Origin of the sequence: Streptomyces sp. NPDC127129, assembly GCF_042671585.1 — a bacterium.
In the GTDB taxonomy this organism is placed as follows: domain Bacteria; phylum Actinomycetota; class Actinomycetes; order Streptomycetales; family Streptomycetaceae; genus Streptomyces.
This window is the reverse complement of sequence record NZ_JBHXTV010000003.1, coordinates 1-22,831: the sequence shown is the minus strand read 5'-3', so window position 1 is coordinate 22,831 and position 22,831 is coordinate 1. Positions and strand designations below refer to the sequence as shown.

General features: G+C 71.0%; 24 protein-coding genes and 1 pseudogene. 16 read left to right on the top strand and 9 right to left on the bottom strand.

All coding sequences use genetic code 11. The features are described 5' to 3' along the window. The first annotated feature begins 94 nt into the window (after window positions 1–94). From fabG to ACFVGW_RS06195, 3 genes are all read left to right on the top strand, one after another. Window positions 95–799: a 3-oxoacyl-[acyl-carrier-protein] reductase gene (gene fabG, locus ACFVGW_RS06205; RefSeq protein ID WP_383228719.1), complete on the top strand. Its 705-nt coding sequence runs from the start codon at window positions 95–97 to the stop codon at window positions 797–799. A 5-nt stretch (window positions 800–804) separates the two neighbouring features. Next, the gene (gene fabI / locus ACFVGW_RS06200; protein ID WP_385851026.1) at window positions 805–1,581 is read left to right on the top strand and encodes an enoyl-ACP reductase FabI; all 777 of its coding nucleotides are present in this window, start codon (window positions 805–807) and stop codon (window positions 1,579–1,581) included. Between the two features lie 163 nt (window positions 1,582–1,744). After that, window positions 1,745–2,149 carry a hypothetical protein gene (locus ACFVGW_RS06195; RefSeq protein WP_383228720.1) on the top strand — a complete coding sequence of 135 codons (405 nt, stop codon included), beginning with the start codon at window positions 1,745–1,747 and terminating at the stop codon, window positions 2,147–2,149. Here ACFVGW_RS06195 and ACFVGW_RS06190 read toward each other — a convergent pair. After that, a complete protein-coding gene (locus ACFVGW_RS06190; protein WP_352192471.1) occupies window positions 2,094–2,798 on the bottom strand; it encodes a FadR/GntR family transcriptional regulator in 705 nt (234 codons plus the stop codon). The two genes, ACFVGW_RS06195 and ACFVGW_RS06190, sit on opposite strands and share 56 nt — an antisense overlap. Before the next feature lie 74 nt (window positions 2,799–2,872). On the opposite strand from ACFVGW_RS06190, the gene ACFVGW_RS06185 reads away from it, so the two are divergent. The 4 genes from ACFVGW_RS06185 (at window position 2,873) to ACFVGW_RS06170 (ending at window position 5,345) form a co-directional block, all read left to right on the top strand. Next, window positions 2,873–4,261, top strand: coding sequence for a CynX/NimT family MFS transporter (locus ACFVGW_RS06185; protein ID WP_385851025.1), 1,389 nt, complete (start codon window positions 2,873–2,875; stop codon window positions 4,259–4,261). Between the two features lie 17 nt (window positions 4,262–4,278). Then, window positions 4,279–4,395 carry an SGM_5486 family transporter-associated protein gene (locus tag ACFVGW_RS06180; RefSeq protein WP_352192473.1) on the top strand — a complete coding sequence of 39 codons (117 nt, stop codon included), beginning with the start codon at window positions 4,279–4,281 and terminating at the stop codon, window positions 4,393–4,395. A gap of 157 nt (window positions 4,396–4,552) precedes the next feature. Next, a complete protein-coding gene (locus ACFVGW_RS06175) occupies window positions 4,553–4,759 on the top strand; it encodes a hypothetical protein (RefSeq protein ID WP_383228722.1) in 207 nt (68 codons plus the stop codon). Between the two features lie 67 nt (window positions 4,760–4,826). Next, window positions 4,827–5,345 (top strand): histidine phosphatase family protein, encoded by a 519-nt coding sequence (locus tag ACFVGW_RS06170; RefSeq protein WP_352192475.1) that lies wholly within the window; start codon window positions 4,827–4,829, stop codon window positions 5,343–5,345. A gap of 127 nt (window positions 5,346–5,472) precedes the next feature. Here the strand turns inward: ACFVGW_RS06170 and serB are convergent, their stop codons facing one another. Then, the gene (gene serB / locus ACFVGW_RS06165; RefSeq protein ID WP_352192476.1) at window positions 5,473–6,687 is read right to left on the bottom strand and encodes a phosphoserine phosphatase SerB; all 1,215 of its coding nucleotides are present in this window, start codon (window positions 6,685–6,687) and stop codon (window positions 5,473–5,475) included. A 375-nt stretch (window positions 6,688–7,062) separates the two neighbouring features. On the opposite strand from serB, the gene ACFVGW_RS06160 reads away from it, so the two are divergent. Beyond that, window positions 7,063–9,636: an FHA domain-containing protein gene (locus ACFVGW_RS06160; protein ID WP_385851024.1), complete on the top strand. Its 2,574-nt coding sequence runs from the start codon at window positions 7,063–7,065 to the stop codon at window positions 9,634–9,636. A 92-nt stretch (window positions 9,637–9,728) separates the two neighbouring features. On the opposite strand, the gene ACFVGW_RS06155 is transcribed toward ACFVGW_RS06160, so the two are convergent. From ACFVGW_RS06155 to ACFVGW_RS06145, 3 genes and pseudogenes are all read right to left on the bottom strand, one after another. Continuing rightward, a complete protein-coding gene (locus ACFVGW_RS06155; protein WP_352192478.1) occupies window positions 9,729–10,478 on the bottom strand; it encodes a transglycosylase SLT domain-containing protein in 750 nt (249 codons plus the stop codon). Between the two features lie 276 nt (window positions 10,479–10,754). Continuing rightward, a pseudogene (locus ACFVGW_RS06150) lies at window positions 10,755–11,854 on the bottom strand (S-adenosylmethionine:tRNA ribosyltransferase-isomerase). Continuing rightward, window positions 11,851–12,555, bottom strand: a complete 705-nt coding sequence (locus tag ACFVGW_RS06145) for an SDR family NAD(P)-dependent oxidoreductase (RefSeq protein WP_385851023.1) — start codon at window positions 12,553–12,555, stop codon at window positions 11,851–11,853. Before ACFVGW_RS06145 ends, ACFVGW_RS06150 begins: the two are co-directional and overlap by 4 nt. A 171-nt stretch (window positions 12,556–12,726) precedes the next feature. On the opposite strand from ACFVGW_RS06145, the gene ACFVGW_RS06140 reads away from it, so the two are divergent. The 3 genes from ACFVGW_RS06140 to ACFVGW_RS06130 all read left to right on the top strand — a co-directional run bounded on the left by ACFVGW_RS06140 (window position 12,727) and on the right by ACFVGW_RS06130 (window position 14,899). Then, window positions 12,727–13,872: a GAF domain-containing protein gene (locus ACFVGW_RS06140; RefSeq protein WP_385851022.1), complete on the top strand. Its 1,146-nt coding sequence runs from the start codon at window positions 12,727–12,729 to the stop codon at window positions 13,870–13,872. After that, the gene (locus tag ACFVGW_RS06135; protein ID WP_352192482.1) at window positions 13,865–14,509 is read left to right on the top strand and encodes a response regulator transcription factor; all 645 of its coding nucleotides are present in this window, start codon (window positions 13,865–13,867) and stop codon (window positions 14,507–14,509) included. The genes ACFVGW_RS06140 and ACFVGW_RS06135 overlap by 8 nt, the downstream gene beginning before the upstream one ends. Before the next feature lie 147 nt (window positions 14,510–14,656). Then, window positions 14,657–14,899, top strand: coding sequence for a chaplin (locus ACFVGW_RS06130; RefSeq protein WP_352192483.1), 243 nt, complete (start codon window positions 14,657–14,659; stop codon window positions 14,897–14,899). Window positions 14,900–15,265: 366 nt separating this feature from the next. Here ACFVGW_RS06130 and ACFVGW_RS06125 read toward each other — a convergent pair whose 3' ends face one another. Further along, the gene (locus tag ACFVGW_RS06125; RefSeq protein WP_385851021.1) at window positions 15,266–16,051 is read right to left on the bottom strand and encodes a hypothetical protein; all 786 of its coding nucleotides are present in this window, start codon (window positions 16,049–16,051) and stop codon (window positions 15,266–15,268) included. Window positions 16,052–16,203: 152 nt separating this feature from the next. Here ACFVGW_RS06125 and ACFVGW_RS06120 point away from each other — a divergent pair, with 152 nt between their 5' ends. The 4 genes from ACFVGW_RS06120 to ACFVGW_RS06105 all read left to right on the top strand — a co-directional run bounded on the left by ACFVGW_RS06120 (window position 16,204) and on the right by ACFVGW_RS06105 (window position 19,452). After that, window positions 16,204–16,995, top strand: a complete 792-nt coding sequence (locus ACFVGW_RS06120) for an ABC transporter ATP-binding protein (protein ID WP_383228727.1) — start codon at window positions 16,204–16,206, stop codon at window positions 16,993–16,995. Between the two features lie 90 nt (window positions 16,996–17,085). Further along, window positions 17,086–17,514 carry an NfeD family protein gene (locus ACFVGW_RS06115; RefSeq protein ID WP_352192486.1) on the top strand — a complete coding sequence of 143 codons (429 nt, stop codon included), beginning with the start codon at window positions 17,086–17,088 and terminating at the stop codon, window positions 17,512–17,514. A 115-nt stretch (window positions 17,515–17,629) separates the two neighbouring features. Continuing rightward, window positions 17,630–18,589 carry an SPFH domain-containing protein gene (locus ACFVGW_RS06110; protein WP_383228728.1) on the top strand — a complete coding sequence of 320 codons (960 nt, stop codon included), beginning with the start codon at window positions 17,630–17,632 and terminating at the stop codon, window positions 18,587–18,589. Window positions 18,590–18,678: 89 nt separating this feature from the next. Then, complete coding sequence (locus tag ACFVGW_RS06105; RefSeq protein WP_383295848.1) at window positions 18,679–19,452, top strand: sulfite exporter TauE/SafE family protein; 774 nt, start codon at window positions 18,679–18,681, stop codon at window positions 19,450–19,452. Window positions 19,453–19,510: 58 nt separating this feature from the next. On the opposite strand, the gene ACFVGW_RS06100 is transcribed toward ACFVGW_RS06105, so the two are convergent. The 3 genes from ACFVGW_RS06100 to ACFVGW_RS06090 all read right to left on the bottom strand — a co-directional run bounded on the left by ACFVGW_RS06100 (window position 19,511) and on the right by ACFVGW_RS06090 (window position 21,541). Beyond that, complete coding sequence (locus tag ACFVGW_RS06100; RefSeq protein WP_352192489.1) at window positions 19,511–20,017, bottom strand: HNH endonuclease; 507 nt, start codon at window positions 20,015–20,017, stop codon at window positions 19,511–19,513. Window positions 20,018–20,179: 162 nt separating this feature from the next. Continuing rightward, window positions 20,180–20,716: a YbhB/YbcL family Raf kinase inhibitor-like protein gene (locus ACFVGW_RS06095; RefSeq protein ID WP_383295851.1), complete on the bottom strand. Its 537-nt coding sequence runs from the start codon at window positions 20,714–20,716 to the stop codon at window positions 20,180–20,182. A gap of 42 nt (window positions 20,717–20,758) precedes the next feature. Further along, the gene (locus ACFVGW_RS06090; RefSeq protein ID WP_383228731.1) at window positions 20,759–21,541 is read right to left on the bottom strand and encodes a sporulation protein; all 783 of its coding nucleotides are present in this window, start codon (window positions 21,539–21,541) and stop codon (window positions 20,759–20,761) included. Window positions 21,542–21,646: 105 nt separating this feature from the next. Between ACFVGW_RS06090 and ACFVGW_RS06085 the strand changes: the two genes are divergently transcribed. Then, window positions 21,647–22,288 carry a DNA-3-methyladenine glycosylase gene (locus tag ACFVGW_RS06085; RefSeq protein ID WP_352192492.1) on the top strand — a complete coding sequence of 214 codons (642 nt, stop codon included), beginning with the start codon at window positions 21,647–21,649 and terminating at the stop codon, window positions 22,286–22,288. Window positions 22,289–22,831 lie beyond the last annotated feature (543 nt).

Genomic DNA, 22,831 nt, shown 5'->3' with positions numbered 1-22,831 from the left:
ACATCCGTACGCCACTGTCAGGGGCCGAGTCCTCGCGGGCGCAAGCGGACCGATAGGTTTCTGGCATTCAGACCGCTATCGAAAGGGTGATCCGTTGAGCCGCTCGGTTCTTGTCACCGGAGGCAACCGGGGCATCGGCCTCGCCATCGCCCGCGCGTTCGCCGAGGCAGGCGACAAGGTCGCGATCACGTACCGCTCCGGTGAGCCGCCGGCCGGCTTCCTTGCCGTCAAGTGCGACATCACCGACGGCGAGCAGGTCGAGCAGGCGTACAAGGAGATCGAGGAGAAGCACGGTCCGGTCGAGGTCCTGGTGGCGAACGCCGGGGTGACCAAGGACCAGCTCCTGATGCGCATGAGCGAGGAGGACTTCACGTCCGTCCTCGACACCAACCTGACCGGCACCTTCCGGGTGGTCAAGCGCGCCAACCGCGGCATGCTGCGGGCCAAGAAGGGCCGCGTCGTCCTGATCTCCTCGGTCGTCGGCCTCCTCGGCTCGGCGGGGCAGGCGAACTACGCCGCCTCGAAGGCCGGCCTCGTCGGCTTCGCCCGCTCCCTGGCCCGTGAGCTCGGCTCGCGCAACATCACGTTCAATGTCGTCGCCCCCGGTTTTGTCGACACCGACATGACCGCGGTGCTGACCGAGGAGCAGCGCGCGGGCATCGTGTCCCAGGTGCCGCTGGGCCGCTACGCGCAGCCCGGGGAGATCGCCGCCGCGGTGAAGTTCCTCGCCTCCGACGACGCCTCGTACATCACTGGAGCCGTCATCCCGGTTGACGGCGGATTGGGCATGGGTCACTGATCACCATGAGCGGAATTCTCGAGGGCAAGCGCATCCTGATCAGCGGTGTGCTGATGGAGTCCTCCATCGCCTTCCACACCGCGAAGCTGGCCCAGGAGCAGGGCGCGGAGATCATCCTCACCGCGTGGCCGCGTCCGACGCTGACCGAGCGCATCGCCAAGAAGCTGCCCGAGCCCGACAAGGTCAAGGTCCTGGAGCTGGACGTCTCCAACGACGAGCACCTCGCCCGGCTGGAGGGCCAGGTCCGCGAGCAGCTCGGCGACCGTCTGGACGGCATCGTCCACTCCATCGGTTTCGCCCCGCAGGACGCGCTCGGCGGCAACTTCCTGAACACGCCGTTCGAGTCGGTGGCCACCGCCATGCACGTCTCGGCCTTCTCGCTGAAGTCCCTGACGATGGCCCTGCTGCCGCTGATGCACCAGGGCGGTTCGGTCGTCGGCCTCACCTTCGACGCGCAGTTCGCCTGGCCGCAGTACGACTGGATGGGCCCGGCCAAGGCGGCGCTGGAGGCCACCAACCGCTACATGGCGCGTGACCTGGGCAAGCAGGACATCCGCTGCAACCTGATCTCGGCGGGCCCGATCGGCTCGATGGCCGCGAAGTCGATCCCCGGCTTCAGCGAGCTGGCGGCCGTCTGGGACAGCCGTTCCCCGCTGACCTGGGACCTGGCCGACCCGGAGCCGGCCGGCCGCGGCGTCGTGGCCCTGCTGTCCGACTGGTTCCCGAAGACCACGGGCGAGATCGTCCACGTCGACGGCGGTCTGCACGCGATCGGCGCCTGAGCGCCGCCACGCGCGCGTACGCAAGGCCGGGCGGCCCTCCACGGGAGGGCCGCCCGGCCTTCGTCGTACGGGAGGACGGGCGCCCGAGTCGAAAAGTCCGGCAACCCACCCCAGACTGGATCAGAGCGTGACATCCGGTTACTGACGGGGAGGAGGTACGGGCATGCGCGCGCCGCACCGCAGGGTCGCCGCTCTCGCGTCGGCCGCCGCACTCCTGGCCGGCCTCGCCGTCGCCGCCGAGGTCCGCGCCGCCTCCGCACCCGCGGAGGCGCCACCGGCGCCGGTGGCGCAGGAGCCCGAGAACTTCGGGGCCTCGTGCCAGACGGTCGTCGAGGGCTCCCGGGTCACCGCGTACTGCCAGAACCCGTACCCCACCACCGACCGCGTCCAGCTGCACGTCGAGTGCGACCGCTGGTGGGACGTGGACACCGACAGCACCCCCGTCGAGGTGGGTCCGACCGCCTACGCCGAGCTCACCGGCCGCTGCTGGAAGGAGGTGCGCTCCGCCTGGCTCACGCACCAGCCGGCCGAGCACCCTCCGCAGGTCCCAGGTTCCTCAGGCACATGAACGGATAGCCGGCGGCCTCGGCCGCGGCCGTGTCCGCGTCGCCGGCCCTGATCGCCTCCACCAGGCGCGCGTGGTCCATGTGGTGCTCGGGCCGCAGCTCGTGGCCCACGTCGTCCCGCAGCCACTGGCGGAGGACGTGGCCGAGGTCGGCGTAGAGCTCGGTGAGCACCTCGTTGTGCGAGGCGATCACCACCGCGTGGTGGAACGCGCCGTCCGCCATGACGAACCGCTCGGTGTCCCCCGAGGCGAACGCCTCCTCGCGGCCCGCCAGCAGCCCGTCCAGCTGCTTCAGGTCGCGCTCCGTGCGCCGCTGGGCCGCGAGCCGGGCCGCCGAGGACTCCAGGGTCGAGCGCAGCTCCGCGATGTGGCGCGGATCGGAGCCGGCGAACCGCCGGTGCATGACGCCCGCCAGCTCGCTCGTCGCGATCACATACGTCCCCGAGCCCTGCCGGATGTCGAGCAGCCCGTTGTGCGCGAGCGCCCGGACGGCCTCGCGCACGGTGTTGCGGGCCACGCCCAGCTGCTCGACCAGCTCCGGCTCGGTCGGGATCCGCGACCCGACCGGCCACTCACCGGAGGTGATCTGGTTCCGCAGCTCGGCGATCACCTGATCGGAGAGCCCGGAACGCCGGGGGGAGCCGAGCGCCATGGCACACCTTTCCTTGCGTAAAGAGTGGTTGCGGATTGGACAACCAATCATCCCATGATTCTATGATGGCGCTCATGCATGACGAGCCGCAGACCCTCGAGACCTCCGCCCCGCCGGCCCGCACCCCCGTCACCGCCACGGCCGCCACCACGGGGGATTCTCCCGCACCGGACCGGTCGGCCGTCTGGATCCCCCGGCTCGTCGTCGTCGCCCTGGTGCTCGCCGCGCTCAACCTCCGCCCCGCCATCACCAGCCTCGGCGCGCTCCTCGAAGAGGTCCGCGACGGGCTCCACATGAGCGGCAGCGTGGCCGGCGTCCTCACCTCCGTCCCCCCGCTCTGCTTCGCGGTCTTCGGCATCACCGCGCCCCGCCTCGCCCGCCGCTTCGGCCCCTCCGCCGTCGTCTGCGCCGGCATGGCGGCGATCTTCGCGGGCCTCGCGATCCGCCCCTTCGCCTCGGGCACCGTCGGCTTCCTCGCCGCCAGTGCCCTCGCGCTCATGGGTATCGCGGTCAGCAACGTCCTGATGCCCGTCATCGTCAAGCGGTACTTCCCCGACCGCGTCGGCAGCATGACCGGGCTCTACTCCATGGCGCTCGCCCTCGGCACCTCCCTGGCCGCCGCCGCGACCGTGCCCATGACCGAGGCGCTGGGAGGCAGTTGGCGCACCGGCATCGGTGTCTGGGCGGTCCTCGCCGCCCTCGCCGTCCTGCCCTGGATCCCGCTCGTACGCGACCGCGTCACGCAGGCGACCGCCGGCCGGGCGCCTGCTGGAGCACCCACCGCGAGCGTGAGCGCCCCCTCCGAGCGCGGGAGTGCGCCCTCCACGACAGCGACCGCGACCGCGAGCGCCCCGTCCGCCGCCTCTCCAGGGGCGGCCGCCCCGCTCCGGATCACCCGCAGCCGCACCGCGTGGGCCCTCGCCGCCTTCTTCGGCCTCCAGGCCACCGGCGCGTACATCACCATGGGCTGGATGCCGCAGATCTTCCGCGACGCCGGTGTCCCCGCCGGCACCGCGGGTGTGCTCCTCGCGGTCACCATGGTCATGGGCGTTCCGCTCGCGTTCGTCATCCCAGGCCTCGCGACCCGGCTCAGGAACCAGGGTCCGATCGTCGTCGCCCTGGGCCTGTGCGGCCTCGTCGGCTACAGCGGCCTCTACGTCGCCCCCTCCGGCGGAGCCTGGGTCTGGGCGCTGCTCCTCGGCGTCTCCAACTGCGCCTTCCCGCTCGCGCTCACCATGATCGGCCTGCGTTCCCGCACGGGCGCCGGGGTCGTCCGGCTCTCCGCCTTCGCGCAGAGCGTCGGCTACCTCATCTCCATCCCCGGCCCGCTCCTGGTCGGCGTCCTCTACCAGCACAGCGGCGGCTGGGGACTGCCGATCGCGCTGATGGCCGGGCTGATGATCCCGCAGATGATCGTCGGCAGCCTCGCCGGCAGGGCCCGGACGGTCGAGGACGAATGCTGAGATGCGAGACTGTCCGCATGCCAGTGCTCGACCCGAATCCCCAGAACGGCCAGAAGAAGCTGCTGCTCGTGCTCGGCGCGATGCTCGCCATCTCGGTCGTGATCGCCGTCATCGCCACCGTCGCCTCCCCCTGACCCCCGCCGGGTGGGGGTAACCCCCCATCCCCTAGGGGGTGAGTGTCAGGGTGAAGTGGGTGGATCACCTGATGGGCTCGCAGGTCCGTGCTCCGTAGCGTGGAGACATCGCCGCAGTCACCGCTGCGGACGTCGTCCCGACCCCACGGAGGCGGCCATGCCGGCCCGCACGCACACCCGGACCCCGTCCCCGTCCGCAGGCGGCGTCGACACCCGGCTGCCCTGGTGGGCGCTCGCCTTGCCCGTCGCCGCGTTCGTCGCCCTGTTCCTGCTCATCGCCGGACCGGGCGGGGCGCACGCGGCCGACGGCGACCCCGCGGTAGGCCGTCTCCTGGAGCAGATCCAGCAGACGCTGCCCCGCTGACCTCGTCGCCCGCCGGGCGACCCAACACCCTGCGCCCGGCGGCCCGTTTCATGGGAAGCTGGAGCCCATGAGCGTCGATACACCCCGCAGGATTGTGCTGCTCCGGCATGCCAAGGCCGACTGGCCTCAGGTGTCCGACCACGAGCGACCGCTCGCCGAGCGCGGCCGCACGGACGCCCCCGTGGCAGGCCGCAAGCTCGCCGACACCGGGATCACCTTCGATCTGGCCCTCTGTTCGACCGCCGCCAGGACCCGAGAGACCTGGAAACTGGCCGTGCAGGAGCTGCCGCACCGGCCCAGGACCGTCTACGAGGAGCGGCTCTACGAGGCCTCGCTCGGTGAACTGATCGCCCTGCTCAACGAGGTCTCCGACGAGGTGAGGAACGTCCTCGTCATCGGCCACAACCCCGGGATGCACGCGCTCTCCGACGCTCTCGCGGGCGCGGCGGAGGGCGACAGCGCGGTCCGGATGAACCGCGGAGGCTTCCCGACCGCCGCCTTCGCCGTCGTCGGCTTCGACGGCTCCTGGAAGTCCGTGGAGCACGGAGTCGGCACGCTGCTCGACTACTGGGCGCCGCACAGCTGATCCGCACACCCGCCGCGCGTCGCCTCGCGTGTCCCGTCACGCGTTCCGCCGCGTACGGCCCGGCGCGTACGGCAGAAGGCCCGGTCACCTCTCGGTGACCGGGCCTTCCCCATCCGTACGGGGCGGCTCAGTGCAGCACGTCCTCGTCGCCGTCCGCCGCCTCGACCTCCTCGCGGGTGATCCCGAGGAGATACAGGACGGTGTCGAGGAACGGGACGTTCACGGCGGTGTGCGCGGCCTTGCGCACCACCGGCTTGGCGTTGAAGGCCACGCCCAGCCCCGCCGCGTTCAGCATGTCGAGGTCGTTGGCGCCGTCACCGATCGCCACGGTCTGGGACAGCGGCACCCCCGCCTCCGCCGCGAACCGGCGCAGCAGCCGCGCCTTGCCCGCCCGGTCCACGATCTCGCCGGTGACGCGGCCCGTCAGCTTCCCGTCCACGACCTCCAGCGTGTTGGCCGAGGCGAAGTCGAGCCCGAGGCGTTCCTTGAGATCGTCCGTGACCTGGGTGAATCCGCCCGAGACCACACCCACCTGGTACCCGAGCCGCTTGAGCGTACGGATGAGGGTGCGGGCGCCGGGGGTCATCCGCACCTCGGTGCGGACCTTCTCCACCACGGAGGCGTCGAGCCCGGCCAGCAGCTCCACGCGCGCGTGGAGGGACTGCTCGAAGTCCAGCTCGCCGCGCATCGCGGCCGCGGTGACCTCGGCGACCTTGTCCTCACAGCCCGCGTGCGCCGCGAAGAGCTCGATCACCTCGTCCTGGATGAGCGTGGAGTCGACGTCCATGACGACCAGCCGCTGGGCGCGGCGGTGCAGACCGGCCGAGACCACGGCCACGTCCACGCCGATGCCGTGCGCCTCGGTGGCCAGCGCCGTCCGCAGCGGCTCGGTCTCGCAGCCCGACACGGCGAACTCGACGGCCGTCACCGGATACTTCGCCAGCCGGAAGATACGGTCGATGTTGCCGCCGGTCCCGGCGATCTTCGCCGTTATGGCGGCGGTCTGCTCGGCGGTCAGCGGGTGTCCGAGCACGGTGACGTGCGAGCGGCCGCTGCCGCGCGGACGGTTGTCACCGGTGCCGGAGATGATCTCCGCCTGGAGCTTCAGCGACTCCGCCCAGCTGTGGACGGTCGCCCGCAGCTCGCCCTGGGAGGCGACGGTCGGCTCGGTGACGAGCGCGCACAGGACGAGGCGGCCGCGGGAGACGACCTGCTCGATGTCCACGACGTCGACGGAGTAGGCGGCGAGGGTGTCGAAGAGCCCGGCGGTGATCCCGGGACGGTCCTTCCCGAAGATCTTGACGAGAAGGGTGGGAACGTCTGAGGTCTGCGATGCGCTCATGGTGCTTCCACCGTATCGGGCACTGCGTGCCACCAGTCACCCCGTCCCGCGTACCGGACACCCGGCTGGCCGCACACCAGCCACCGTAGCTCTCACCACGGCTGCACCACCGGTCCTCTCACCGGCACGCCCCACCGGTCCTCCCGCCGGCTCGCACGGTTCGTACGGCGCGGTCCCACGCCGGCCCGCGTCCCGCCGGCGATCACACCGCCGTCCCGGTGACCCCCCGACGGCTCGCTCGCCACGTGCCGAACGCCTCTCTGCGGGGTCTTCACACGGCCCGACTTTCGGAGTACGTGCCCGGCCTGAAATAGTTCCCCCCGATGTTCGCCATCCCTAAGACTCCCGCGACGGGGGTACATCGGGGGACAAATAGTGGGGCATGGAGTGCCAGAACTCGTACTGGAATTGAACGGAAGGACCTGGACGCTCGATCCGTCCAGGTCGTACACCCTGGGACGCGATCCACAGGGTGACCTGGTGATCGACGACGCCAGGGTCTCGTGGCGACACGCCACCATCAGCTGGGGCGGCCGGAGTTGGGTCATCGAGGACCACGGCTCGACCAACGGCACCTTCGTCCAGGGGCAGCGGATCCACCAGATGGAGATCGCCCCCGGATCCGCGGTGCACCTCGGCAACGCGACCGACGGCCCGCGGCTCAATCTCGCCGCAGGAGCCCAGGCCGCGCAGCAGCCGGCGGCGCACGCCGCCCCGAACGCCCAGCAGGCCGCCGCACAGGCCGACTGGGCGACCCATCAGGCCCCGCCGCCGCAGGCCCAGAACCAGGCCCCGCAGCAGGCCTGGCCGCAGCAGGCTCCGCAGGGCCAGCACGCACAGCAGCACCTCCCGCACCAGCAGGGCGGCCCCGCCGAGCAGTTGGCGCAGAAGGTGCCCGGCCAGGGAGGCGGCGCCGCGGGGGCGCCGCCGGTCTACGGCGACCGCAGCCCCACCACGTTCCACCAGCTGGCCCTCGGCCACGTCATGCGCATCGGTCGTGCGCTCGAGAACGAACTGGTCGTCTCCGACCTCCAGGTCTCGCGCCACCACGCCGAGTTCCACGCGACGCCCGACGGCCGCTTCGAGATCCGCGACCTCGGCTCTCACAACGGCACGTACGTCAACGGTCAGCCGATCGCCAAGGGCGGCTCCGTCCTCATCGGCCCCAACGACATCGTCGGTGTCGGTCACTCGACCTTCCGGATGGTCGGCGGCCAGCTCGAGGAGTTCGTCGACACCGGCGAGGTCTCCTTCTCGGCCCGCCACCTCACGGTCACGGTCGACGGCGGCAAGCAGATCCTCAAGGACGTCAGCTTCGGCGTCCCCGAGAAGTCGCTCATCGGCGTCATCGGCCCGTCGGGTTCCGGCAAGTCCACGCTCCTCAAGGCGCTCACCGGCTACCGCCCGGCCAACGAGGGCGACGTCCTCTACGACAACCGGAGCCTCTACAAGCAGTTCGCCGAGCTGCGCCAGCGCATCGGTCTCGTTCCGCAGGACGACATCCTGCACAAGGAGCTGACCGTCCAGAAGGCGCTCCGGTACGCGGCCAAGCTCCGCTTCCCCGGCGACACCGCCCCGGCCGAGCGCGAGGCCCGCATCGACGAGGTGCTGCGCGAGCTCAAGCTCGACATCCACAAGGAGAAGAAGGTCACCTCCCTCTCCGGTGGCCAGCGCAAGCGCGTCTCCGTCGCCCTGGAGCTCCTCACCAAGCCGTCGCTGATCTTCCTCGACGAGCCGACCTCCGGCCTCGACCCGGGCATGGACCGCGACGTCATGCAGCTGCTGCGCGGCCTCGCCGACGACGGACGTACGGTCCTCGTCGTCACCCACTCGGTGGCCGAGCTCGGTCTCTGCGACAAGCTGCTCGTGATGGCGCCCGGCGGCTCCGTGGCCTACTTCGGTCCGCCGGAGGAGGCGCTGAACTTCTTCGGCTACAGCACCTGGGCCGACGTCTTCTCCGCCTTCGAGAACTACCGCGACTACGACTGGGCGGGCCGCTGGAAGGGCTCGCAGCACTACCAGATGTACGCCGCGGACATCGACGCCGTCGCCGCCCAGCCCGTCCAGATGCCGCAGCAGGCGATGGCCAGGCCGCCCAAGCCGCAGGGCTGGGGCTCCCAGCTGTGGACCCTGATCCGCCGCTACGCCTCGGTGATCGCGTCCGACAAGGGCTTCATGGGCCTGATGGTGATCCTGCCGGCCGTCCTCGGCGCGGTCTCGGTCGTCATCCCCGCCGACTTCGGCCTCGGCAAGCCCACGCCGCCGTCCCGCTTCAACGGTGACGCGGGCACGATCATGCTGATCCTCGCGGTCGGCATGTGCTTCAGCGGCGCCGCCAACTCCGTACGTGAGCTGATCAAGGAACGGGTCATCTACGAACGGGAGCGGGCGACCGGCCTCTCCCGCTCGGCGTACCTGATGTCCAAGGTCATCGTGCTCGGCCTGATCACCGCCCTCCAGGGCGTGATCATCTGCGGCATCGGCTTCGCCACCCGCGAGCTGCCGGAGGAGGGCCTGGTCCTGCCGCCGGCCGTCGAGCTCTGCGTCACGATCATCGCGCTCGGCTTCACCTCGATGATGTTCGGCCTGGTCATCTCCTCGCTGGTGAAGACCGCCGAGAAGACGATGCCGCTGCTCGTCATGTTCGCGATCGTCCAGGTCGTCTTCACCGGCATCCTCTTCCAGGTGTACGGATCGCCCGGCCTGGAGCAGTTCGCCTGGCTCATGCCCTCGCGCTGGGCCATCGCCGCCGCGGGTTCGACGCTCGACCTCGGCCACCTGATGCCGCCGTGGGACCCCAAGGACCCGACCAACCTGGACCCGCTGTGGGACAGCACGGTCGGCCAGTGGGGCTTCAACCTCACGGTCCTGGTGCTCATCGGTGTCGTCTGCGCCTTCGTCGTGGCGCGCCTGCTGCGCCGCCACGAGCCCGAGGTCATGCGCAAGTAACCACGGGCCCGACGAGACGCCGAAGGGCGGCACCCCTGCACGGGGGTGCCGCCCTTCGCGTGGCTCTGGCGGGCCCGGAGGCGCCGACAGGATCAGTACGCGCTGTTGACGTTGTCGATCGAGCCGTAACGGTCGGCCGCGTAGTTGGCGGCGGCGACGAGGTTGGCGACCGGGTCGTACTGGTCGAACTTGGTGCCCGGGATGTGGTAGGCCTTGAAGGTCGGGTAGATGACCTGCAGCAGGCCCTTCGACGGGACGCCGTTGATGGCGTTGATGTCCCAGTTGTTGATGGCCCGCGGGTTACCGCTGGACTCACGCATGATGTTCTTGTGCAGGCCGTTGTACGTGCCCGGAATGTTGTGCTTGTCCATGATGAACAGCGCCTCGCGGATCCAGCCGTCGAGGTTGTTCGCGAAGACGGGCTTGCGGGCGGCGGCACGGCTCGCCGCGGCCTTCGCCTCGGCGCGCTTCTTCGCCTCGGCCTTGGCCTTGGCCTCGGCGGCGGCCTTCGCGGCGGCCTTGGCCTTCGCGTCGGCGGCGGCCTTCGCGGCCTTCGCCTTCGCAGCGGCGGCGGCCTTCGCGTCCGCCTCGGCCTTGGCCTTCAGCGTGATCGCGTTCTGCTGCTCGGTGAGGCTCGTGTGCAGGGCCTTGGCCTGGGGGCTGTTCGCGTCGTAGGCCAGGGCGACCTGCTGGGTGTTGCTGAGCGCCTGGGGCTCGGTCTCGGCGGCGGCGTTGCCGGGAACCAGGGTGAAGCCGAGGGCGACGGCGCCGAGGGCGGCGACGCCGGCAAGGGAAGCCTTGTGCGTCTTCTTCAGGCGATAGTGGCCGGGAGTGTTAGACATGCGGGACTACCTCTTCGAATCGCTGGGGGGTCGCTCAGGCCGGGGCGGCGCTGCGCCTGCTCGGCGGCGACGAACGCAATTCTTAGCGGCAGCAAAATCCTGTGGCAAAGGTGTGACGTACGACCCCAGGTAGTGGATCAGGGGGCTGGGCATAGCCCACCAAAACCCCCATAGGTCCCGCTCATACGGTCCCTAATTGCCCAATACGGAACCACTAGGGGTCTTCGTAAGTGACCTGCGTCCTATGCGCGGGCTCACATAGGGCAGGTAACAGCCTCACCAGGCGTTGCTCACGCAATGCACTCCGTGAGGTGCTCCTCCGGGAGGAGGAGGTGGACGTCGCCGAACTCGTGCCAGAGGTAGAGCTCTTGTACGGCCTCGGTATAGGCCCGGTGCAGCGCGGCCTCCCCGGCGATCGCCTCCAGCATCAGCAGATGAGAGGCCCGGGGCTCGTGCAGCCCGGTCAGCAGCCCGTCCACCACGCGCACCCCGCGCGCCGGGGTCACCACGAGGTCCGTCCACCCGGACGCCGCCCGCACCTCACCCCCCTCGGCCGCGGCGGACTCCAGCGCCCGCACGGCCGTCGTCCCCACGGCGACGACCCGGCCCCCGCCCGCCCTCGCCGCGTTCACCAGCCGCGCCGTCGCCCCCGGCACCTCGAAGCGCTCCGGATAGGGAGGCTCGTGCGCCTCCGCCGACGCCACGCCCGTATGAAGGGTGAGCGGAGCGAACCGGACCCCCCGGCTCACCAGCTCCGCCACCTGCCGGGCCGTGAAGGGCCGTCCCGCGCTCGGCATCTCCGCCGACCCGGCGCCGTCGGGAGAGGGGAGCGAGAAGACCGTCTGGTACGCGGAGAGCGGCTGGTCCCGCTCCGTGTACCCGTACCGGATCGGGCGCCCGTACCGCGCCAGCAGGGCGGGCACGGGCGTGTCCACCCTCGCCCACCACAACCTGGCCGCCCCGGGGGCGAGCGGCTCCGTCAGGACGAGCCGGGCCCCTCCCGGCAGCCGGACCACCGTCCCCGCCGGCCCGCCCGGCCGCGGCCGGGTGCTGCCCCGCCCGTCCGGCTCCCGCACCTCGACGGCCCAGCGGCCGTCCTCCCCGCGCGTCGAGAAGTGGACGACGACCCGCTCGCCGCCGCCGTCGGCGCACAGCCGGCCGGTGACGGCCGCCGCCAGCGTCGCGCTCGTGTTCACGACCAGTACGTCCCCGGCCCTCAGCAGGCCCGGCAGCTCGCGGAAGGCGTGGTGCGACACCTCCGTGCCGCACGAGACCATCAGCCGTACGTCGTCCCGCCCCCGCCCCGGCGCCCGCTGCTCGGCCGGTACCCGCGCCGACAGCTCCGCGGGCACGCGGAGGGCCTCGAGCACGCTCATCGGACCCCCTCCGGCCCGACGAGCCCCGCGGCCGTGTACCGCCCGCTCGGCGGCCTGTGGTCGAGCAGCGCGAGGAACCCCGGCACCACCGACTCCGGCGCCGGCCGCGGTTCGTCGTCGTCCGGGACGGCCGCCGCGTACAGATCCGTGGCCATGTCACCCGGATCCACGGCCCACACCCCGAGGCCCGGCTCCTCGACGGCCAGCACGGCCATCAGCCGGTCGAGGGCCGCCTTCGAAGCCCCGTAACCGCCCCACGTCCCGTACGCCTCCACCGCGGCGTCCGACGTCACCGCGACCACCGCCCCCGCCCCGCTCTCCCTGAGCGGCGGCAGCGCCTCCTGCACGAGACCCAGCGCGGCCACCACGTTCGTCTCCAGCGCCGCCCGCAGACCGTCCGGCGACAGCTCCTCGAGCCGCACCAGCGGCTCGGCCCCCAGCGCGCTCGCGTTGTGCACCAGCAGATCCAGCCCCCCGAGCTCCCTCGCGGCGGCCACCAGGTCCCGGCGGTGGGCCGCGTCCGTCACGTCCCCGGCGAGCGCCACGACCCGCGCCCCACGCGCGCGTGCCGCCCTCGCGCTCTCCTCCAGCACCTCCGGCGTCCGCGCGTCGAGCACCAGATCCCAGCCCCGACCCGCGAGCGCGCCGGCCAGCGCACGCCCCAGCCCCTTCGACGCCCCCGTGATCACCGCGACAGCCATGGCGTCCATCCCCTCTCGTAGCGATGGATCCAGCCTCCGGCCGCCGCCCCGCCCGCCGCCTCGTCCCCGAGCCCCGACCGCGCAAGGCACTTCGGCCTAGTCCCCGGGTCCTAGGCGACCGCCGTCCCCGGACGGATACGCACCGTCACAGCCCACCGGTACGGTGAGTGCATGAGTCACCGACCGAGCTCCGGCCTCGCCGCCGTGAGCACCGCGCTCCTGGCGATGAGCCGCCACCTGGAGGTGCGCGACGTCCTCAAGACGATCGTGGCCTCCGCCCGTGAGCTGCTCGACGCCGAGTACGCGGCGCTGGGCGTCCCGGACGACCACGGTGGCTTCGCCCAGTTCGTCGTGGACGGCGTCAGCGACGAGCAGTGGCGGGCGATCGGCCCGCTGCCCCGCCAGCACGGCATCCTCGCGTCGATGCTCCACAAGGCCGAGCCCGAGCGCCTCGCCGACGTCCGCGAGGACCCCCGCTTCGAGGGCTGGCCGTCCGCCCATCCCGACATGTCCGACTTCCTCGGCCTGCCCATCCAGGACGGCGAGGAGACCATCGGAGCGCTCTTCCTCGCCAACAAGCGCTGCCCCAGGCCGGGCGGAGGCTGCGGCTTCACGGAGGAGGACGAGGAGCTGCTCTCGATCCTCGCCCAGCACGCCGCGATCGCCCTGACCAACGCCCGGCTCTACGAACGCAGCCGCGAGCTCACCATCGCCGAGGAGCGCTCGCGCCTCGCCCACGAGCTGCACGACGCCGTCAGCCAGAAGCTCTTCTCGCTCCGGCTCACCGCCCAGGCCGCGGCCGCCCTCGTCGACCGCGACCCGGCCCGGGCCAAGGGCGAGCTCCAGCAGGTCGCCGCGCTCGCCGCCGAGGCCGCGGACGAGCTGCGCGCCGCCGTCGTCGAGCTGCGCCCCGCCGCGCTCGACGAGGACGGTCTCGTCCACACCCTCCGTACGCAGATCCAGGTGCTCGACCGGGCCCACACCGCCCGGGTCACCTTCGACAGCGCGGGCGTGCGCGCGCTGCCCGCCGCCCAGGAGGAGGCCATGCTCCGGGTCGCCCAGGAGGCCCTGCACAACGCGCTGCGGCACGCGGAGCCGGAGCGGGTCGCCGTCTCCCTGTTCCGGCACGGGCAGGGCGCGCTGCTCACGGTCGCCGACGACGGCAAGGGGTTCGATCCCCGTACGGTCCGCCGGGCCGGCCGGCACCTCGGCCTGGTCTCCATGCGCGACCGGGCGGGCGGGGTCGGCGGCACGCTCACCGTGACGTCGGAGCCGGGACGGGGCACCACGATCGAGATGGAGGTTCCCGGTGGCTGAGAAGGTCATTCGCGTTCTGCTGGTCGACGACCACCAGGTGGTGCGGCGCGGCCTGCGGACCTTCCTCGAGGTCCAGGACGACATAGAGGTCGTGGGGGAGGCCTCGGACGGCGCCGAGGGCGTCGCACGGGCGGAGGAGCTGCGGCCCGACGTGGTCCTGATGGACGTCAAGATGCCCGGCATGGACGGCATCGAGGCGCTGCGGAAGCTGCGCGAGCTGGCGAACCCGGCGAAGGTGCTGATCGTCACCAGCTTCACCGAGCAGCGCACGGTCGTCCCCGCACTGCGCGCCGGCGCCTCCGGTTACGTCTACAAGGACGTGGACCCGGACGCGCTGGCGGGTGCGATCCGGTCCGTGCACGCCGGCCATGTGCTGCTGCAGCCGGAGGTGGCGGGGGCGCTGCTCTCCCAGGAGGAGGGCCACGGCGGGACCGGCCGCGGGTCGACGCTGACGGAGCGCGAGCAGGAGGTGCTCGGCCTGATCGCCGACGGCCGGTCGAACCGGGAGATCGCGCGGGCGCTCGTCCTGTCGGAGAAGACGGTCAAGACGCACGTGTCGAACATCCTGATGAAGCTCGATCTGGCGGACCGGACGCAGGCGGCGCTGTGGGCGGTGCGGCACGGCCTGACCCCGTGAGACGGGTGGGGCGGAAGGGGCACCTCCGTTCTCATCTTCATACCGTCGGGTGTATGTCCCCCGTTCGGCGCAACCCGGCGGGGGCGGGGGCGTTCTCCATGGCGTGCTGCGGCGGCCGGCCGCAGCGAATACCAGGAGGATCCTGAAGTGAAGAACCTGAAGAAGGCCGCTGCCCTCACCATGGTCGCCGGTGGCATCGTCGCCGCGGGTGCGGGTGTCGCCTCCGCCCACGGCGCGGACGCGCAGGGCAAGGCCCTCAACTCGCCGGGCGTCGCCTCCGGCAACCTGGTGCAGGTCCCGGTCCACGTCCCCGTGAACGTCTCGGGCAACACGGTCAACGTGATCGGCCTGCTCAACCCGGCCTTCGGCAACGGCGCCGTCAACCACTGACGCCCCCCGCCCGGCCCGGCCCCCGCCATCCCCCGGGAGCCGGGCTTCGCCATGTCCCCTTCCCGATGCGTGGCGCGCGCCGCTCGGCGCCGGAGCGCCTTGCGGACTCCGTCCGCCGGCCGTGGGTGGCCGCCCGGGCCGGGACCGCGGTCAGCGTTCGCGTTCCTCGACGTAGGCGTTGTAGGCGGCCACCTGGGCGCGTCGTGCGACCCGCTCCACCGGCCGCAACGCCGCCCCCCGCGCCGCCGGCCCCCCTTCCCGACGCGTTGCTCGCGCCGCTCGGCGCCGGGGCGCCTCGCGGGCTTCGCCTCGCTGCGTCGGACTCCGTCCGCCGGCCGTGGGTGGCCGTCCTGGCCGGGACCGGGGTCAGCCTTCGCGTTCGCGTTCTTCGACGTAGGCGTTGTAGGCGGCAACCTGGGCGCGTCGTGCGACCCGTTCCACCGGCCGCAACGCCGCCCCCCGCGCCGCCATCTCCGAGGCGCTCACCGCGCCGCCGTGGCCGTGGTCGTACGCCAGCTCGATCATGAGGCCCACCCGCTGGGCCAGCTCCAGCACCCGTACCGCCCGCGCCGGATAGCCCGGAGCCAGCACCTCGCGGCCCGCCTCCGCCCGGGCCCGGTACGCCTCGCGCGCCGCGTCCGCCATCGGGCCCGAGGCCGCGACGTCCAGTCGCGTCAGCACCGACGTCGCCTCGCGCAGGGCCTCCGCCAGCTCCCGCTCCGCCTCACCGAGCGACGGCACGTCCGCGGGCGGGGCCTCCCGCACGGACAGGCAGCGCCAGACCACCTCCACATGCACGTCCCCCACGGGACCCGCCTCCGTGACCTCCGGCACAAGCCCGTACGGAGCGCCGAAGCCGACCACCGCCTCCTCCGCCTCGATCGCCCGCGCGTTGAAGTCCGGCGGCCCGCTCAGCCCCAGCGGGTGCCCCGGCGTGGGGAGCGCCACCCGCCACCCGGTCACCCCGAGCCGCCTCAGCCGCCCGAGCGCCAGGGTCAGACCGACCTGCCCCGCCTCGCCCGGCAGCCCCTCGACGCGGTGCACCGCGTCCTCCCCGACAATGGCCAGCGCCGCGTCGTCCGGCGACACCGATCCGGCCAGCAGGGCATTGCCCCAGGCGGCCAGTCGTCCTGAGCGTGGTTCCGAAAGCATGCCCACAGCGTAGGGACTCCCCGCACCCGAGAAGGGAAGTACCGGACCTAAGGACCGGCCCGCTCCGGCAGTGGCGTAGGTTTTCCCTGGACGCCGCGCCCACAGACGCATGGCGACGACACGACTCGACCGCAAGGGGAGACAACGCGCTCATGAGCGATGTACTGGAGCTGGTGGACGTATCCGTGGTCCGCGACGGACGGGCTCTGGTGGACGATGTCTCCTGGTCGGTCAAGGAGGGCGAGCGCTGGGTCATCCTCGGTCCCAACGGCGCCGGCAAGACCACCCTCCTCAACATCGCCTCCAGCTACCTCTACCCCACCACCGGCTCGGCCAAGATCCTCGACGAGCAGCTCGGCAAGGTCGACGTCTTCGACCTCCGCCCGCGCATCGGCATGGCCGGCATCGCCATGGCGGAGAAGCTCCCCAAGAAGCAGACCGTCCTCCAGACCGTCCTCACCGCCGCGTACGGCATGACCGCCACCTGGCACGAGGACTACGACGCCGTCGACGAGCAGCGTGCCCGCGCCTTCCTGGACCGGCTCGGCATGACCGAGTACCTCGACCGCAGGTTCGGCACCCTCTCCGAGGGCGAGCGCAAGCGCACCCTCATCGCCCGCGCGATGATGACCGACCCCGAGCTCCTCCTGCTCGACGAGCCCGCCGCCGGTCTCGACCTCGGCGGCCGCGAGGACCTCGTCCGCCGCCTCGGCCGCCTCGCCCGCGACCCGTACGCCCCCTCCATGATCATGGTCACTCACCATGTCGAGGAGATCGCCCCCGGCTTCACCCACGTCCTGATGATCCGTCAGGGCAAGGTCCTCGCCGCCGGCCCGATGGAGACCGAGCTCACCTCCCGCAACCTCTCCCTCTGCTTCGGCCTCCCGCTCGTCGTCGAGCACGTCGGCGACCGCTACACCGCCCAGGGCCTCCCGCTGAAGTAGCAGCACACGCAAGGGAGTCGGAACCCGGGAGCCGAGACCGCACAGCTCTGCGCCCTGTCCGACTCCACCCCGCCGCCCTACCATGACCATGTGGACATCGACGCATGGGTCTGGTGGCTGATCGGCGCCGTGGGACTGGGCATTCCGCTCGTCCTCACCGCGATGCCCGAATTCGGCATGTTCTCCGTCGGCGCGATCGCCGGAGCCGTCACCGCGGCTCTCGGCTTCGGCATCGTCGCGCAGGTGGTCGTCTTCGTCGTCGTCTCCGTCGCGCTGCTCGCCGTGGTCCGCCCCATCGCGGCCCGGCACCGCAACGGACCGCCCCAGCACGCCACGGGCATCGACGCGCTGAAAGGCCGTCAAGCGGTCGTCCTGGAGCGGGTCGACGGCGCCGGCGGACGCATCAAGCTCGCCGGCGAGGTCTGGTCCGCCCGCGCGCTCGACTCCGGACTGAGTTTCGAACCCGGCGACCAGGTCGACGTGGTCGAGATCGACGGGGCCACCGCCGTGGTCATGTGACCGGACCGCTTGACCGAACGCCCCCCACGACGGCGCGCGTTCTGGGAAACTCGATCATCGGAATCAACCCGGCACATCCGGCAGAGAACCGGCAGCGAAGGGCACAGGGAACACGATGTCAGCAGTCATCATCGTCCTGATCATTCTGGTGGTGCTTGTCTTCATCGCCCTGATCAAGACGATCCAGGTCATCCCGCAGGCGAGCGCCGCGATCGTCGAGCGGTTCGGCCGCTACACCCGCACGCTCAACGCGGGCCTGAACATCGTCGTCCCGTTCATCGACTCGATCCGCAACCGGATCGACCTCCGCGAGCAGGTCGTCCCGTTCCCGCCCCAGCCCGTGATCACCCAGGACAACCTGGTCGTCAACATCGACACCGTCATCTACTACCAGGTGACCGACGCCCGGGCCGCGACCTACGAGGTCGCCAGCTACATCCAGGCCATCGAACAGCTCACCGTCACCACCCTGCGCAACATCATCGGTGGCATGGACCTGGAGCGGACCCTCACCTCCCGCGAGGAGATCAACGCCGCCCTGCGCGGAGTCCTCGACGAGGCCACCGGCAAGTGGGGCATCCGCGTCAACCGCGTCGAGCTCAAGGCGATCGAGCCGCCGACCTCCATCCAGGACTCGATGGAGAAGCAGATGCGCGCCGACCGCGACAAGCGCGCCGCCATCCTCACCGCCGAGGGCATCCGCCAGTCCCAGATCCTCACCGCGGAGGGCGAGAAGCAGTCCGCCATCCTCCGCGCCGAAGGTGAGGCCAAGGCCGCCGCCCTGCGCGCCGAGGGCGAGGCCCAGGCCGTCCGTACGGTCTTCGAGGCCATCCACGCCGGCGACCCGGACCAGAAGCTCCTCTCGTACCAGTACCTCCAGATGCTCCCGAAGATCGCCGAGGGCGACGCCAACAAGCTCTGGATCGTGCCCAGTGAGATCGGCGACGCCCTCAAGGGCCTCTCCGGCGCCTTCGGCAACCTCGGCGGCGGAGCACCCGGCTTCAACACGGGCGCGGTGCCCGGAAGCCGTACGGGCAACGACTCCGAGCGCCGCGAAGCACCCCCACTCGACTGACACGTACACGTAGTCGTGCATGATCGGTGCGAGCCCCTCGACCCCGACGGAGTCAGGGCGGGGAGGCGAGCCACTGATCCTGTAAGGAGATGGCGTTGTCCATCTGGGAAGTACTGGCGGTCTTCGCGGCCGGCGTCGGAGCCGGCACCATCAACACCATCGTCGGATCGGGAACGCTCATCACGTTCCCCGTCCTCCTCCTGACCGGTCTCCCGCCGGTCACGGCCACGGTCTCCAACGCCCTCGGCCTCATCCCGGGGTCCATCAGCGGAGCCATCGGCTACCGCGAGGAACTCAAGGGCCAGCGCCGCAGAGTCCTGCGCCTCGGCAGCGTCGCCGCGCTCGGCGGACTCGGCGGAGCCGTCCTCCTGCTGACCCTCCCCGCCCGGGCGTTCGAGACCATCGTCCCCGTCCTCGTCGCCCTCGCACTGGTCCTGGTCATCCTCCAGCCCCGGATCTCCAAGGCCGTCCAGGCCCGCCGCGAACGCCACGGCAGCCAGGCAGACCCCGACGGCGGCCCGCTCCTGCTCACCGGACTGCTCCTCGCCAGCGTCTACGGCGGCTACTTCACCGCGGCCCAGGGAATCATCTACCTCTCCCTCATGGGCATGCTCATCGCGGACACCCTCCAGCGCCTCAACGCCGTCAAGAACGTCCTCGCGGCCATCGTCAACAGCATCGCCGCGCTCTTCTTCCTCTTCGTCGCCGACTTCGACTGGACCGCCGTCCTCCTCATCGCCGTCGGCTCCGCGATCGGCGGCCAGATCGGCGCCAAAGTCGGCCGCCGCCTCCCGCCCACGGTCCTGCGGTGCGTCATCGTCGCCGTCGGCACGGTCGCCATCGTGCAGCTGCTGCTCCGCTGAACGCGAGCGGGCCCGCTCCCCGGAGAGGGAAGCGGGCCCGCACACGTACGGATCGGGATCACGCCGCCGTACCGGCCAGCCACTGCGGCAGCTCCGACCGCTCACCGGCCCGCATCGCCAGCAGCATCGCGTCCGCGGGCGTCGGCACGAACGGCTCGTGCAGCAGCGGCATCCCCGCCTGCTCCGGAGTCCGGTCCGCTTTGCGGTGATTGTCCTCCGCGCAGGACGCCACCGTGTTCAGCCAGCTGTCCCCACCACCCTGCGCCCGCGGCACCACATGGTCCACGGTCGTCGCCCGCCGCCCGCAGTACGCACACCGGTGCTGGTCCCTGACCAGCACGCCCCGCCTCGACCACGGCGCCTGTCTTCGGAACGGCACCCGGACGAAGCGGCACAGCCTGATCACCCGGGGCACCGGAATGTCGACGGCGGCGGCACGCATACGCAGCTCGGGATGCTCCTGCTCCACGACGGCCTTGTCCTGAAGGACAAGCACCACCGCACGGTTGAGTGTGACCGTCGACAGCGGCTCGAAGCTCGCGTTCAGTACCAGCGTGTCCCGCATTGTGCCCACCTCCCGTGTGCCGGCCCAGCCCCGCCGCGGGGCTCCGGGCTCGGATCAACTCTGGCCGGGCGCGCCGGGTTGGACAACGGAATATCCGCGCAACGAAAGATGCCCGCTTCTGATCTCTCCAAGACCAGAAGCGGGCAAACAACAAACGAACGCTCAGCTCTGCGCGGGGCCCGTGTACTCGGCGACCAACTGCGCCCGTCCCAGCGTGTGGAACCTGAGATTGAACCCGACGACCGCGGGCGAGACGTCGGAGTCCGGCCCGAGCCGCTCCGTGTCCACCGCGTACACGGTGAAGACGTAGCGGTGGTTCTCACCGGCCGGGGGAGCGGCGCCGCCGAAGTCCTTCGAGCCGTAGTCGTTGCGGACCTGTACGGCACCGGCCGGCAGCCCCTCGAACGAGCCCGAACCCGCGCCCGCCGGCAGCTCGGTGACCGACGCCGGAACGTCGAACAGCACCCAGTGCCAGAATCCGCTCCCGGTCGGCGCGTCCGGATCGAAGCAGGTGACGGCGAAGCTCTTCGTCTCCGCCGGGAACCCCTCCCAGCGCAGCTGCGGAGAGGTGTTCCCCTCCGCGTACACCTGCGCGTCCTTCAGCACACCGCCCGGCGTGATGTCGTCGCTCACCACGGTGAACGCCGGCACCGGCGGATGGAAATCGTGAGGGAGCGGCGCCCTCTTCCCCTCGGCCACGTCCGTACCTCCGTATCGCTGACCTGCTGTACGGGGGTGAGCCTAGAGCCAGTTGCGCTTCCCGCCGACGTCGGCGAGCCACTGGTTCAGGTAGGCGGCCCAGTCGGTCGAGTGGAAGTCGGCCAGCCCCACCTTGAAGGCACGGAAGGAGTCGCTGCTCTCGCTGAAGAGCCCCGGCTTCTTGTCCATCTCCAGGACGACGTCCATCTCGCGGTCGTCCGCCACGAAGCTGACCTCGACCTGGTTGAGGCCGCGGTACTGCTGCGGCGGGAAGAACTCGATCTCCTGGTAGAACGGCAGCTTCTGCCGGGTCCCGCGGATGTGCCCCCGCTCCATGTCCGCGCTCTTGAAGCGGAAGCCCAGCTGGATGAAGGCGTCCAGGATCGCCTGCTGCGCCGGCAGCGGGTGGACGTTGATCGGGTCCAGGTCACCGGAGTCCACCGCACGGGCGATCTCCAGCTCGGTGGTCACACCGATGTTCATGCCGCGCAGCTGCTGCCCCGCGATCGCGGTGACCGGCGTCTCCCAGGGGATCTCCAGACCGAACGGCACCACGTGCACCGCACCCGCCTGCACCGTGAACGCGCCCCCGAGCCGGACCTTCACGAACTCGATGTCCTGCTTCGTCTCCTGGTCCGCGCCCTCGACCTCGACACGCGCCTGGAGCCCGACCGAGAGACCCTCGATCTGCTGGTCGACCGACCCGCCCTGGATCCGCACCTCGCCCTGGACGACGCCACCGGGGACGACGTTCTCCTCGGTGAGCACCGTCTCCACCGACGCGCCACCGGCGCCCAGGCTCGCGAGCAGCTTCTTGAATCCCATGAACACTCCCTCTTGGACCTGCTTGGTCTTGACCTCTACATACGCGCGACGACCGTAACCGGTTCCCCCGTGCCTCCCGGGGCAACGCCAGTACGCTCGGACGCCATGAGCGAGAGCCCCGACCGTACGCCGCTCCCGCGGGACTTCTTCGACCGCCCCGTACTGGAGGTTGCCCCCGATCTGCTCGGCCGCACTCTCGTACGGACATCGGACGAGGGCACCATCGAGCTCCGCCTCACGGAGGTGGAGGCGTACGCCGGCGCGATCGACCCCGGTTCCCACGCCTTCCGCGGCCGCACCGCCCGCAACGCGGTCATGTTCGGCCCGCCCGGACACGCGTACGTCTACTTCACCTACGGCATGTGGCACTGCCTCAACCTGGTGTGCGGCCCCGAGGACCACGCGAGCGGAGTACTGCTGAGGGCCGGCCGGGTACTCCGGGGCGAGGAGCAGGCCCGCAGACGTCGACTCTCGGCCCGGTACGACAGGGAACTGGCCAAAGGCCCGGCGCGTCTGGCCACCGCCCTCGACGTCGCTCTCTCCCTGAACGGCACCGACGTCTGCGCCGGCCCCGGCGCCCCGCTCTCCCTCCTCACCGGCACACCGCCCGCCTCCGACCAGGTACGGAACGGCCCGCGTACGGGAGTGGGAGGGGAAGGGGCCCCGCACCCGTGGCGCTTCTGGATCGACGACGACCCGACGGTGAGCCCGTACCGCGCTCACGCGCCACGTAAGAGGTCCTCTTGACTCGACTTGACTCGGGTGCTGCGGACGCCTAACGTAGGCGAGCCGCTTGAAACGGGACGTGCTTGTACAAGCACCCCGGGAGCGGCCATCCACTACCTACGACGAACCCCAACGGGTGCGGTTTTCGGCATGCCGAAATCTGTTCTGAATGGCTCGATTATGAGTCGCCGGGGAATTCGGCTAAAGTAGCGACCACGCCGAAAGGCAAAGGCCCCCAACAGGCCGCCGGAAACAAAATCCGAACCGGAAACGGAACGGAAAAGGATCTGGTAAGGTTGGAAACACGAAAGACCGAAGGGAAAAGCCCGGAGGAAAGCCCGAGAGGGTGAGTACGAAGGAAGCGTCCGTTCCTTGAGAACTCAACAGCGTGCCAAAAATCAACGCCAGATTAGTTGATACCCCGTCCATCTTCGGATGGTCGAGGTTCCTTTGAAAAAGTCCACCCCTTGGGGTGGCACACAGCGAGGACGCTGTGAACGACCGGTCCTATTCCGACCGATCGTTCCGCTCTCGTGGTGTTCAACCGGATTACCGGTAAACATT